The sequence below is a fragment of the Bradyrhizobium sp. STM 3561 genome, from assembly GCF_045571455.1.
GTDB lineage: Bacteria > Pseudomonadota > Alphaproteobacteria > Rhizobiales > Xanthobacteraceae > Bradyrhizobium > Bradyrhizobium vignae.
In genome coordinates this window covers 3,963,641-3,975,655 of sequence record NZ_CP120695.1, presented here as the reverse complement: position 1 = coordinate 3,975,655, position 12,015 = coordinate 3,963,641, and the positions used below count along the sequence as shown (strand labels likewise).

The window sequence follows — 12,015 nt, the reverse complement described above, 5'->3', positions numbered from 1 at the left end:
CCTGTCCGGTTAGCGTGAAGGAGGATTGAAAATGGGGCCGTTCGGCTTGATGCGGATGCCCGGCCGCAGGCGCGTCCAGGGCAGGGAAGCAGTGTCGGCCGGCATCGCGCCGGGCGCGGCGCAGATCATCAGCGCCTCCGCGATCGGCTCGAAATCGGCACGGAAATGCACCGAACTCTTGTTGACGAGGATCTTCTCTCGTGTCGGCTCGATGCCGACATAGCGATACATCGCCTGGTCGGCGAGCTGGGCCTTGTGCGAGGAGACGACCACGCGGACATCGCCGATGCGCAAGGCTGCGGAGGGACCCATCTCCATCTCGCGGCCGCCATAGTAGGGGCCGGGCGCGATGAAGCGGCCGTCGGAGAGCTGTTCGACCACAAAGGTCTCGCGATAGGGCTCGTCGCCGGGAATCCCCGACTTGCCGCCGAGTGACAGCGTCACGGTGGCGCCGATGCCGGCTTCGTGCGCGGCCTTCGCCGAGACCGGATCGTAAATTGCGCCGGTCGCGGCGCTCGCCTTGTTGCGCACCAGCGCGCGCAGCATGCCCGTGGTGTCGGAATCGCCGCCGGCGCCGGGATTGTCCTGGGTGTCGGCGATGATGATCGGCTTGCTCGCGTTCTTGGAAAGCTCCATCGCATGGCGCACGCCATCGTCGGGCGTCCAGATCTTGCCGTCGAAATCGTCCTCGTGGCCTTCGATCAGCTTCACCATCGCATCCGCTGCGCGGTCGGCATCGGCTTGCGTCTTGCCATAGGCGAATACGCTTGGACCGCAATGGTGGAAATCGGCGGCAGGGAAGCCGGGGGCGAAGGAGAGCGTCGGAACGGCGTCGCCCTCCAATGCGGCGAGTTGTTCGTAAATGCCTTTGGTGGGCTGGTCGTTGGTGCATTGCCAGCTGATCGGGATCAGGAAGGGCAATTGCCGGAAAGCCTTTGCGTAGCGTTGCTTCGTCCCCAGCAGCAGCGTCAGATGCTTTGCGCAGGCACGGCCGGTCTCGGCCATGTCGACGTGGGGATAGGTGCGGTAGGCGATCAGCGCATCGGCATGCGCGATCATCTCGGGCGTGACGTTGGCATGGAGATCGAGGCTGGTGACCAGCGGAACATCCTCGCCGATGACCCGGCGCACACGCGCCAGGATCTCGCCTTCACCGTCGTCGAGATGCTCCGTGACCATCGCACCATGCAGGTCGAGATAGACCGCATCGATCGGGCCCGCGGCTGCGATGCCGTCGACCATCACCTTCACGATGCGCTCGAAGGCGTCCTTGGTGACATGGGCCGAGGGGCTCGCCCCGCAGGCGATGGTCGGGATGAGTTCCCAGCCGTTCGCCTCGGCGCTGTCGACGAAGCCGGCAAGGCCGACATTGATGCGGCGCATCACCTTCAAGACGTCGGCACCTTCAGTCATCGCCGGCCAGCCGCCGCCATGCTGGAAATCCGCGAAGGTCGCCTTGGTCGGAGCGAAGGTGTTGGTCTCGTGCAGGAAGCCGCCGACGGCGATGCGTGTCATCAATTCAAGTCCAGCATTGGAAAGTGCGCGACGTTAGCCTTGGCCCGCAGCCGAGGGCAAGGCGGGAAGCAATCGCGCCGCGCATAGGGTCAAGCTGTTTTGGGAATGTGTGCCGCGCACACCGTCATTGCGAGCGTAGCGAAGATTCCATGGGGAGTGGATAGCGACCAGGTCTGAGGCCAGACTGAGGGTTGCTGAATCCATTCAACCTGGAGACGACGATGTTGCTCGATCATCCTTCCGACGGACTGGCCGCTATCCGCACGCAGTTTGGCGCAATTTTTGTGTCATTGGAACTGAGCCGTTCGACATGGCTGGTCACTTCGCTGTCGCCCTGCAAGGGCGAGAAGATGTCCAAACGCAGCATGAAGGCCGGCGACCTTTCGGAACTGTTGAAGCTGTTTGCGGAGCTGAAGCGCAAGGCGCAGGCGCGAACGGGTGAGAGCTATCCGATCATCGCGATCCAGGAGGCGGGGCTGGACGGGTTCTGGCTTCACCGCGCCCTGCAGCAGGAAGGCATCGAGAGCCACGTAGTCGATCCGGCCTCGATTGCGACGCCGCGCCGGCGCCGGCGGGCCAAGACGGACCGGCTGGATGGCGAGACGCTGTTGCGGACGCTGCTGGCCTACAAGCGCGGCGAGGTACGGGTCTGCGCCATGGTCGTTGCGCCCTCTCCGGCAGAGGAGGACCGCCGTAGGCTGTGCCGCGAGCGAGAGACCTTGATCGCGGAGCGGATCGAGCATGTGAACCGGATCAAGGGTCTTCTGTTCGCGCAAGGGATCTTCGACTACGCGCCGCTGCGGCGAGACCGGCGGAAGCGGCTGGAGGCCTTGCGGACGGGCGACGGGCGCGCCTTGCTGGCGCATCTGAAGGCGCAGATCAGCCGCGAACTCGACCGGCTCGAACTGCTGCTCGACCAGATCACGGCGGTGGAGCGCGAGCAGGATGCGTTGCTGGCCGCGAGCAAGGCGGCGGGGGAGAAGACCGTATCGAACCCGGTGGCAATGCTGCTCGAACTGAAGAGCCTGGGCCCGAACTTCACGGCCGTTCTCTGGTCGGAGGCCTTTTACCGGCAGTTCGCCAACGCCCGCCAGATTGCATCCTATGCCGGCCTTGCAGCCACGCCATGGCGCAGTGGCGGCATCGAGCGCGAGCAAGGCGTGTCGAAGGCTGGCAATCCGCGCCTGAGAACCACGATGATCCAGCTCGCCTGGCTCTGGGTACGCCACCAGCCTCAATCGGCTTTGACCCAGTGGTTCAAGGTGCACAGCCAACGCGGCCGCAAGCGCGCGATCGTGGCGCTCGCGCGCAAGCTGCTCGTGGCCCTCTGGAAGTACGTGACCGCGGGCGTGGTGATCGAGGGAGCCGAGATAAAGGCCGCCGCCTGACACCACGCTCCTCAGCCTCAAAGCCAATCCGCCGAGATTGATCAGCCTCGGCCGATCCGGGTGGACGAACCGATGGATTGCATGGCTTCAAACGCCGTAACGAAGAATGGTCTCGTCCTCTCGAGCCTGCCCGCCGCAAGCGGAATGTTGGTGCAGCCGCCGCCGCGCGGCGACCGAATGTGAGTTTGATCTGGCAAGCAAACCAGATTGCAAAAACCGGCTCGACCCTTGGATCGCCTGACGAAAAGGAGTTATCCGCCCGCTGCCCCGACTGCCAAAGCCTGATGGCGTGCTCGCTCGAGTCAAGGCCAAGTCGCTTCGCGACGGCCCTACGGGCCGACCTTGACTCGATCTGCGCGCGCCATCCTACGTGCTCCACGGTCGGGACGAAGAGCTGGCCTGCAATCGAACAAAGAGCTGAACAAACCGCCTTGACACACCAAATCCCCATGTGAGCAATCCAGAGTCTTTCCAAGGAGGGATTCTGGATTGCTTCGCTACGCGCGCAATGACGAGGGGAGAGAGCTACGCCGTAGCCCCCACGCCTTCCGCCACCGGCCGGAAATTGGCGAAGTCCCAGTTACGCCCCGGTGCCGCATCCAGCAGGGCCTTGGTGTAGGCCTCCTTCGGATGCGTCAGCACTTCGGCGGCCGGTCCCTGCTCGACGACGCGGCCGTGCTGCATCACCACCACCTCGTCGCAGATCTGCGCGGCGACGCGCAGATCGTGGGTGATGAACAGGATGGCGATGCCGAGCCGCTTCTGGATCTCGTCGAGCAGTTCCAGCACCTGCGCCTGTACCGAGACGTCGAGCGCGGAGACCGCTTCGTCCGCGACCAGCACATCCGGATCGAGCGCGAGCGCCCGGGCGATCGCAATGCGCTGGCGCTGGCCGCCGGAGAACTGGTGCGGGTAACGCGACACCGCATCGGCTGGCAGGCCAACGAGCTCGAGCAGCTCTCGCGCCCGCTTCATCGCGTCAGGGTGCGCCACGCCGTAATTGATCGGGCCTTCCGCGATGCTCTCTCCGACGGTGACGCGAGGATTGAGCGAGCGGTAGGGATCCTGGAACACGATCTGGATCTTCTGCCGGTGCGGCTGCAGCAGGCGGCGCGAGATGTCGGCGATCTCGCGGCCGGCAAGGCGCACGCCGCCCGAGGTCGGATCGATCAGGCGGACGATGCAGCGGGCGACCGTCGACTTGCCCGAGCCGCTTTCGCCGACGATGCCGAGGGTGCGGCCCTTGCGCAAGGTCAGCGTGACCTTGTCGGCGGCGACGACCTCGCGGCCTTTGCCGAAGAAGGCGCGCTCCTTGTAGATCTTGCTGAGCTCGTTGGCTTCCAGCACGATCGGCTCGCGGGTCTCCTCGCGCGGTTGTCGCGGCACCAGGCTCGGCACTGAAGCCAGCAGGTTGCGGGTATACTCCATGGTCGGGTTGCGCAGCACGGTCTCGAGCGGGCCGGTCTCCACGAGGCGGCCTTGCCGCATCACCGCGACGCGGTCGGCGATCTCGGCGACCACGCCCATGTCGTGGGTGATGAACAGCACGGCGGTGCCGTGATCGCGCTGGAGGTCGCGGATCAGGGTCAGGATCTGCTTCTGCGTGGTGACGTCGAGCGCGGTGGTCGGCTCGTCGGCAATGAGGAGCTTCGGCTCCAGCACCAGCGCCATCGCGATCATGATGCGCTGGCGCTGGCCGCCGGAGAGGCGGTGCGGATAGGAGGCGAAGATGCGCTCGACCTGGGGCAGGCGAACCTGCTCCATCATGTCGAGGATGCGCTTCTTGCGCGCTTTGGCATCGAGATCGGTATGGGCGCGCAGCACCTCGTCGATCTGGCGGCCGACCGGCACCACCGGATTGAGCGCGGTCATCGGCTCCTGGAAGATCATGGCCATCTGTGTGGCGCGGAGCTGGCGCAGGCGGCGGTCGGTCGCGGTGAGCAGCTCTTCGCCGACCAGCTTGATGCTGCCGCCGGTGGGAACCAGCGTCCCCTTCGGCAGCAGGCCCATCGTGGTGAGCGAGGTCACCGACTTGCCCGAGCCGCTTTCGCCGACGAGACACAGCGTCTCGCGCTCGCGCACCTGGATCGAGATGCCATCGATGATGTTGGCGCCCTTCGGCTTCTTGCCGACGGAGACGACGAGATTGTTGATGTCGAGAACGAGTTTGGTCATCAGGTCACTCCGTCGTCATTGCGAGGAGCCCGCGACAAGATTGCAGAGCAATTTTGCGCTGGCGACGAAGCAATCCAGAATCCTTCCGCCGAAGCAGACTGGATTGCTTCGCTTCGCTCGCAATGACGGAACAAGGGGATGGGCCGGGGAAACAAATCATTTGCCCTCCCGCTGCTTCATGCGGGGATCGAGGGCGTCACGCGCGGCGTCGCCGATCAGGTTGATGCTGAGGATGGCGATCGAGAGCAAGAGGCCCGGCCAGAAGATCAACGACGGCTTGATCTGGAAGTACTGGCGACCCTCGGCCATGATGTTGCCCCAGGTCGGCGTCTCCGGCGAGATGCCGGCGCCGAGGAAGGAGAGGATCGCCTCGGTGAGGATCGCGCTTGCGCAGACATAGGTGCCCTGGACGATCAGCGGCGCGATCGTGTTCGGCATCAGATGCCGCCACATGATCTTCGGCAGGCTCGAGCCGACCGAGATCGCGGCCTCGACGTAAGGCTCCTCGCGCGCCGACAGCACGACGGAGCGGACCAGGCGCGCCACGCGCGGGATCTCGGGAATGGTGATCGCGATCAGCACGGTCCAGAGGCTGGCGCCGGAGAGCGAGACCACGGCGATCGCGAGCAGGATGCTCGGCATCGCCATCAGGCCGTCCATCACGCGCATCAGGACGGAATCGATCAGCTTGAAGAAGCCGGAGACGAGGCCGATCGCGAGCCCGATGGCGATCGACAGGATCGCCGAACCGATGCCGATCAGAAGCGAGATGCGGCCGCCATAGATCACGCGCGACAACAGGTCGCGTCCGTAAGCGTCGGTGCCGAGCAGGAATTGCGCCGAGGACGGCTTCAGTCGCTGCGACGGCGCGAGCTGGATCGGATCATGCGGCGCGATCAGCGGGGCGACGATCGAGACCACCACGATCAGGGCGAGCAGGACCGTCGCCGTGGCGATGATCGGCGTCGAGGTGAGGAATCCGAAGCGCGGCCGCAGTGGCGACGTGATCGGAATGGACGACTGGGGAAGGGTATCGACCGACATGTGTGTTCTTATCCTTGCCTCAGTACCGGATCCGGGGATCGAGCAGGGTGTAGGCGACGTCGATGAGGAGATTGACGACGACATAGATCAGCGACGTCAGCAGGATCATCGCCTGGATCACCGGATAGTCGCGCGCCAGCACCGCATCGACGGTGAGGCGGCCGATGCCGGGGATGTTGAACACGCTCTCGGTGACGACGACACCGGAGATCAGCAGCGCAAAGCCGGTGCCGATCACGGTGATCACCGGCACGGCGGCGTTGCGCAGCGCATGCCGCATCATCACGGCAACCTCGTTGATGCCTTTCGCACGCGCCGTTCGCACGTAATCCTCGCCGAGCACGTCGAGCATCGCCGCGCGCGTCATGCGCGCGATCAACGCGATGTAGATGAAGGACAATGCGCAGGTCGGCAGGATGATACGCTCGAAGAACGGCCCGAAGCCGTTCGAGATGCTGCGGAAGCCCTGCACCGGCACCCAGCGCAAATCGATCGCGAAGATCTCGATCAGGACATATCCGACCACGAACACCGGGACCGAGAAGCCCAGGACCGACAGGCCCATCACGAAACGGTCGATCCAGGTGCCGTGCTTCCACGCCGCGATCACGCCCAGCGGCACTGCGACGATCACGGCGAGGACGATGGTCGACAGCGCGATCGAGATCGACGGCTCGACGCGCTGGCCGATCATCTTCATCACCGGCAGGTTGGAGATCAGCGAGGTTCCGAGGTCGCCGTGCAGCAGCTTGTTCACCCAGGTGATGAACTGCACGATCAGCGGCTCGTTGAGGCCGAGCGAGGCGCGGATGCGCTCGAGCCGTTCCGGCGTCGCGTTGTCGCCGGCGAGGATCGCGGCGGGATCGCCGGGCGTCAGCCGCAGCAGCAGGAACACGAACAGAGCGACGACGCCCATCACGGGCACCGCGGCCAGAACGCGGCGAATAAGATAACCCAGCATGCACCTATCTCCGGCTGCGGAACTTGTGGCGCCTCGAGGCGCCCGGGAATTCTGTCGTGTCTATCATGCCTATCACTTGGACTGAAAAGGCTGCCCGGAGACGCCATCCTCTTGGGGCAAATTGTGTGCCAAGGGCTGCGCTGTAGCAAGAGGCCGGCATGTCCCCGGCATCGGCCACTCAGGATGCATGTCGCAGTTCATGCTCACCCCTAAGTGAAGGCACGGTCGGCGGCGCATTGAGCCCGCGCCAGCCGTCGATGGTCTGGGCAATCATCTGCGCCGTCGCCGCCGACAGAGTCCAGCCGAGATGGCCGTGGCCGGTGTTGAAGAACACGCCCGGTATCCGTCCTGCGCGCACCACCGGCATCATGTTCGGCATCATCGGCCGCAAGCCAGCCCAGGGAATGACCCGCGACGTCTCGATGGCGGGGAAGTTGCTGCGCACCCAATCGACCAGCGGCTGCACGCGATCGGCGCGGATGTCGCGATTGAAATCGTATAACTCGGCGGTGCCGGCGACGCGAAAGCGATCGGCCCCGAGCCGGCTGGTGACGATCTTGGCGGCCTCGTCGAGCAGGCTCACGGTCGGGGTGGCGTTGCGGCTCTCGGCGGTGTCGAGCTGCACGGTGATCGAGTAGCCCTTCACAGGATAGACGTTGACGCGCTCGCCGAGCATCGCCGCGAAGTGACGGCTGGCAACACCGGCGCAGACCACGACGCCATCCGCTTTCAACATACCGCGAGCGTCGCTTGCGGACAGATCAGCCCAGCCGAGGACAAAGCCGCCGCCGGCTTGCGCGATGGAATCAATGTTGGCTTCGTGGACGAAGGTCGCGCCGCGACGCTTGCAGGCCTCTGCCAGCCCGCGCGTGAATTTGTGGATATCGCCGGTCGCATCCGACGGCGTGAAGAAGCCGCCGTAATAATCCTTGCGCAGCGTCGGCTCGATGTTGCGGATTTCCTCCGCCGTCACCGGGCGGCGATCGAGGCCGCCTTCCTTCAGCAGCGCGTTGACGCGCAGGCCGGATTCAAAGCCCTTCTTGTCGTGATAGATGTGGAGGATGCCGCGGCGTTCGAGGTCGAAGTCGATGCCTTCGCGCGCAGCAATGTCGAACAAATGCCTGCGCGCTTCGATCGCCAGCCGCGTGGTCTCGATGCTGTTGGCGCGGTAGTTGCCGATATTGGCGACGAACTCGCTCATCCACGAATATTTGTGCCAGTTCGGCCGCGGATTCATCAGCAGCGGCGCGTCGCGCCGGAACATCCAGCGCAGGCCTTTCAAGATCGTCGCGGTGCTGTTCCACACTTCGGCATTGCTGGCGGAGAGTTGTCCACCATTGGCGAAGGATGTCTCCATCGCGGCGTAACGGTGCTTGTCGAGCACCGTCACCGCAAAGCCGCGTTCGAGCAGGGCATAGGCAGTCGTCACGCCGGTGATGCCGGCGCCGATGATGGCGATATGGGTCATGGTTTCGGGGCTCCCGTGAGTTAGGATAGGCTGACCGCCGGCCAAAGGCCGTTGGCGGCGCCCCATCTGTCACGGTACCTGAGAGCTTGATCCGCTGCGGTTCTTGCAGCGGACTATCCCCTTCGGTGGACATCACGATCGACTTCAATCGTGCCGTCTCTCTCCAGATTGTCCTGACGAAACGGTCCTTTTGCCTGAGAGTTTCCGGGGCGGTTGCTCCGTCGGCGCCGCAACTAAAGCTGAAACCTTCGTCGCGATCTCTCCCGCATCGTCGCGTGGACAAGCCGAGCAGTACGATACGCCTCATTTTTGGACAAGGCTAAATTTCGACCGCGATTGCCAATGCATTGTGCAGTGCGAAGCCTGCGTCGTCGCTGCGCCGTTATTCCAACGTCGCCAGCAGTCCCGCCATCAGGCGGCCGCGCTCGACCAGGCTGTCGACCTCGATGAACTCCTCCAGCGTGTGGCCATTGCCGCCGCGCACGCCGAGGCCGTCGAGCGTTGGGATTCCCATCGCGCCGGTGAAGTTGCCGTCGGAGCCGCCGCCGGAGCTTGCATGCGGTAATTCCGCGCCGAGGGATTTGGCGATGCCGCGCGCCTTTTCGTACAGCGCCATGGTGCCGGCATCCGGCTCCCAGACCGGCCGCGTCACGCCGCGCGTCACCTTGAACGTGACGTCGTTGTTGGTGCCCGACAGTGCCAGCATCCGCTCGACCCCGCGGTCGAGATCGGCCTGGCGCTTGGCCATCGACAGCGCTTCGCCGGTGGCTGTCGTGGCAACGCAATTGACCCATTGTCCGCCGTGGACAACGCCGACCGAGAAGGTGCAATCCTCCGTCGTCATCGCGTCGATCGCGAGGATCTGCCGCGCCATCTCGCGGATCGCCGAACGTCCCGACGACAGCGTCGCGCCGGCGTGGCTCGGCCGTCCCGTCGCTTCGAGATTGAAGCGTGCGATGGCGTAACGTCCGGTGGTGACGCCGTTGTCGGCGCGGCCGGGCTCCGGCACCAGCACGTATTTGTTGCGTGCGGCTTCGGCCTCGATGATGTCGCGCGTGGAGGGCGTGCCGACTTCCTCATCCGGCGTGAACAGCACGGTGATCGGCAGCGGCGTCGTGAACGAGGCGCGCGCCAGCTGGCGGATTGCTTCCAGCGAGAGATAGTTGCCGCCCTTCATGTCGTAGATGCCGGGGCCGTAGCATTTGTTGCCCTCGCGCCGCCATTTCAGCTTCTCGATGGTGCCGATGGGGTGAACGGTATCCATGTGTCCGGCGATCAGGATTCCCGGCTCGCCCTGCTTCGGATGGGGAAAGCGCGCGCGGATGACGCCGCCAAAGCCCTGGCGGCCGGCGATGCGCTCGATCGTCGCACCCATGATCGCCATGTCCCGCGCTGCGATATCGAGCATGCGGTTCACTGCGTTCGCGTCCCAGGTTGGGCTCTCACATTCCACCCAGGTGCGCAGGCCCTCGAGCATGGCCTCGGAATCGAAGGGAAGATTGGCTGGATTCATCTCAATGTCTCTCAAGCTGCGAAGATGGAACGCGCATTGCATCGGCGCGGGGCAGGACAGCGGAGAGCGTTGTAGAGCCAAACTGATCTTTGTGGAGCCCGTGCGCGCGCCGCGAGGGCTTGCGACGAAACCGGATTGACGCGCTCAACACTGTCTGCAAGTCTCGAAAAGATAAAGGCATTGCATGAGGTTAGTTCGCCCAACGAACGAACCGCATGCTCAACCAATAACCTGCCTTTGAACAGTTTCACGTCAGGAGAACCCTCTATGTTCCACTTCACGCGCCGGGGGCCTCGCGCATTCGCCTCCAAACTTGCGCTGACGGTCGTCGCGCTTTCGACTGCGCTGGCTTCGCCAGTGCTGGCGGCCGGCAAGACCCTCACGGCGGTGATGCATTCGGATCTGCGCATCATCGACCCGATCTTCACCACGGCCTACATCACGCGTGACCATGGCTACATGGTCTACGACACGCTGGTCGCCCCGGATTCGAATTTCAAGATCCAGCCGCAGATGGCGGACTGGAAGATCTCCGATGACAAGCTCACCTACACCTTCACCCTGCGCGATGGCCTGAAGTGGCATGACGGTGCGCCGGTGACGGCGGAGGACTGCGTCGCCTCGCTGAAGCGCTGGGCTGCGGTCGACGGCATGGGCCAGAAGCTCATGGACTTCACCGCGAGCCTCGAGGCGACCGACGCCAAGACCATCACGCTGAAGCTGAAGGAACCCTACGGCCTCGTCCTCGACTCCATCGGCAAGCCGTCCTCGCGCGTCGCGTTCATGATGCCGAAGCGTCTCGCCGAGACGCCGCCGGACAAGCAGATCCCCGAGCAGATCGGCTCGGGTCCCTTCAAGTTCGTGCAGGGCGAATTCCAGCCCGGCGTGAAGGCGGTCTATGTCAAGAACACCGACTACGTGCCGCGCAAGGAGCCGGCGAGCTGGACCTCCGGCGGCAAGGTGGTGAAGGTGGACCGCGTCGAGTGGATCACCATGCCGGACTCGCAGACCGCGGTGAACGCGCTGCAGTCGGGCGACATCGATTTCATGGAAAATCTGCCATACGACATGCTGCCGGTGCTGGAAGCGAACAAGGAGCTCACGATCGAGGTCTCCAATAAGTTCGGTTTCCAGACCCTCGGCCGCATGAACTTCCTCTATCCGCCGTTCGACAACGTGAAGGTGCGCCGCGCTGCCTTGCTGGCGATGAACCAGAAGGACGTTCTCGACGCGCTGGTCGGAAACCCGAAATATCAGAAGATCTGTGGTGCCTTCTTCGTGTGCGACACGCCGCTCGCAACCGAGGTCGGTGCCGAGACCCTCGTGAAGGGCAACGGCATGGCCGAAGCGAAGAAGGCGCTCGCCGAATCCGGCTATGACGGCACGCCGGTCGTGATCATGGCACCTGGCGACGTCACGACGCTGAAGGCGCAGCCGATCGTTGCGGCCCAGCTGCTGCGCGAGGCCGGCTTCAAGATCGACCTGCAGGCGACCGATTGGCAGACCGTGGTGAGCCGTCGCGCCAGCCAGAAGCCGCCGAAGGAGGGCGGCTGGAACATGTTCTTCACCAACTGGGTCGCGGCCGACGTCTCCAACCCGATCGCCAATCTCTCGATCGGCGGCCAGGGCAAGAAGGGCGGCTGGTTCGGCTGGGCGGAGGATGCCAAGATCGAGCAGCTCAAGGATGCGTTCGTCCGCGCAGCCTCGCTCGACGAGCAGAAGAAGATCGCGGCCGACATCCAGAAGGAAGCCTATGAGCAGGTGATCTATATCCCGCTCGGGCAGTACCTGCTGCCGAGCGGCTGGCGCAAATCGCTGACCGGCGTGCTCGACGGTCCGGCGACGCCGCTGTTCTGGAACATCGACAAGTCGGAATAGGGCGAGAACCCCTCTCGCGGCCTTCGGCCGGACCCTCGCACGGCGCCGCTGTCATCAGCGGCGCCGTTGCCGT

The 12,015-nt window shown here is 64.4% G+C and carries 8 protein-coding genes and 2 riboswitches; of the genes, 2 read left to right on the top strand and 6 right to left on the bottom strand.

Annotated elements, in window-relative coordinates; translation table 11 throughout:
• Positions 1–9 precede the first annotated feature (9 nt).
• The gene (locus P6U28_RS18970) at positions 10–1,515 is read right to left on the bottom strand and encodes a M81 family metallopeptidase (protein ID WP_407122975.1); all 1,506 of its coding nucleotides are present in this window, start codon (positions 1,513–1,515) and stop codon (positions 10–12) included.
• Between the two features lie 221 nt (positions 1,516–1,736).
• Here P6U28_RS18970 and P6U28_RS18965 point away from each other — a divergent pair, with 221 nt between their 5' ends.
• The gene (locus P6U28_RS18965) at positions 1,737–2,903 is read left to right on the top strand and encodes an IS110 family transposase (protein ID WP_407122974.1); all 1,167 of its coding nucleotides are present in this window, start codon (positions 1,737–1,739) and stop codon (positions 2,901–2,903) included.
• Between the two features lie 525 nt (positions 2,904–3,428).
• On the opposite strand, the gene P6U28_RS18960 is transcribed toward P6U28_RS18965, so the two are convergent.
• The 5 genes from P6U28_RS18960 to P6U28_RS18940 all read right to left on the bottom strand — a co-directional run bounded on the left by P6U28_RS18960 (position 3,429) and on the right by P6U28_RS18940 (position 10,064).
• The gene (locus P6U28_RS18960) at positions 3,429–5,078 is read right to left on the bottom strand and encodes an ABC transporter ATP-binding protein (RefSeq protein WP_122402579.1); all 1,650 of its coding nucleotides are present in this window, start codon (positions 5,076–5,078) and stop codon (positions 3,429–3,431) included.
• Between the two features lie 156 nt (positions 5,079–5,234).
• On the bottom strand, positions 5,235–6,122 hold the full coding sequence (locus P6U28_RS18955; RefSeq protein WP_122402580.1) for an ABC transporter permease: 888 nt from the start codon (positions 6,120–6,122) through the stop codon (positions 5,235–5,237).
• Positions 6,123–6,141: 19 nt separating this feature from the next.
• The gene (locus P6U28_RS18950) at positions 6,142–7,083 is read right to left on the bottom strand and encodes an ABC transporter permease (protein WP_162500221.1); all 942 of its coding nucleotides are present in this window, start codon (positions 7,081–7,083) and stop codon (positions 6,142–6,144) included.
• A 178-nt stretch (positions 7,084–7,261) separates the two neighbouring features.
• A complete protein-coding gene (locus P6U28_RS18945) occupies positions 7,262–8,551 on the bottom strand; it encodes a D-amino acid dehydrogenase (RefSeq protein WP_407122973.1) in 1,290 nt (429 codons plus the stop codon).
• Between the two features lie 62 nt (positions 8,552–8,613).
• A riboswitch (glycine riboswitch) is annotated at positions 8,614–8,722 on the bottom strand.
• Between the two features lies 1 nt (position 8,723).
• Positions 8,724–8,827: riboswitch (glycine riboswitch) on the bottom strand.
• A 106-nt stretch (positions 8,828–8,933) separates the two neighbouring features.
• The gene (locus tag P6U28_RS18940) at positions 8,934–10,064 is read right to left on the bottom strand and encodes a M20/M25/M40 family metallo-hydrolase (RefSeq protein WP_407122972.1); all 1,131 of its coding nucleotides are present in this window, start codon (positions 10,062–10,064) and stop codon (positions 8,934–8,936) included.
• 267 nt (positions 10,065–10,331) lie between these two features.
• Here P6U28_RS18940 and P6U28_RS18935 point away from each other — a divergent pair, with 267 nt between their 5' ends.
• Positions 10,332–11,942, top strand: coding sequence for an ABC transporter substrate-binding protein (locus tag P6U28_RS18935; RefSeq protein ID WP_407122971.1), 1,611 nt, complete (start codon positions 10,332–10,334; stop codon positions 11,940–11,942).
• Positions 11,943–12,015: the final 73 nt, after the last annotated feature.

Excerpts from the sequence above, each read along its gene's own strand:
- P6U28_RS18970 (WP_407122975.1), bottom strand. The coding sequence starts at position 1,515 with ATGACACGCATCGCCGTCGGCGGCTTCCTGCACGAGACCAACACCTTC.
- P6U28_RS18965 (WP_407122974.1), top strand. The coding sequence starts at position 1,737 with ATGTTGCTCGATCATCCTTCCGACGGACTGGCCGCTATCCGCACGCAG.
- P6U28_RS18960 (WP_122402579.1), bottom strand. The coding sequence starts at position 5,078 with ATGACCAAACTCGTTCTCGACATCAACAATCTCGTCGTCTCCGTCGGC.
- P6U28_RS18955 (WP_122402580.1), bottom strand. The coding sequence starts at position 6,122 with ATGTCGGTCGATACCCTTCCCCAGTCGTCCATTCCGATCACGTCGCCA.
- P6U28_RS18950 (WP_162500221.1), bottom strand. The coding sequence starts at position 7,083 with ATGCTGGGTTATCTTATTCGCCGCGTTCTGGCCGCGGTGCCCGTGATG.
- P6U28_RS18945 (WP_407122973.1), bottom strand. The coding sequence starts at position 8,551 with ATGACCCATATCGCCATCATCGGCGCCGGCATCACCGGCGTGACGACT.
- P6U28_RS18940 (WP_407122972.1), bottom strand. The coding sequence starts at position 10,064 with ATGAATCCAGCCAATCTTCCCTTCGATTCCGAGGCCATGCTCGAGGGC.
- P6U28_RS18935 (WP_407122971.1), top strand. The coding sequence starts at position 10,332 with ATGTTCCACTTCACGCGCCGGGGGCCTCGCGCATTCGCCTCCAAACTT.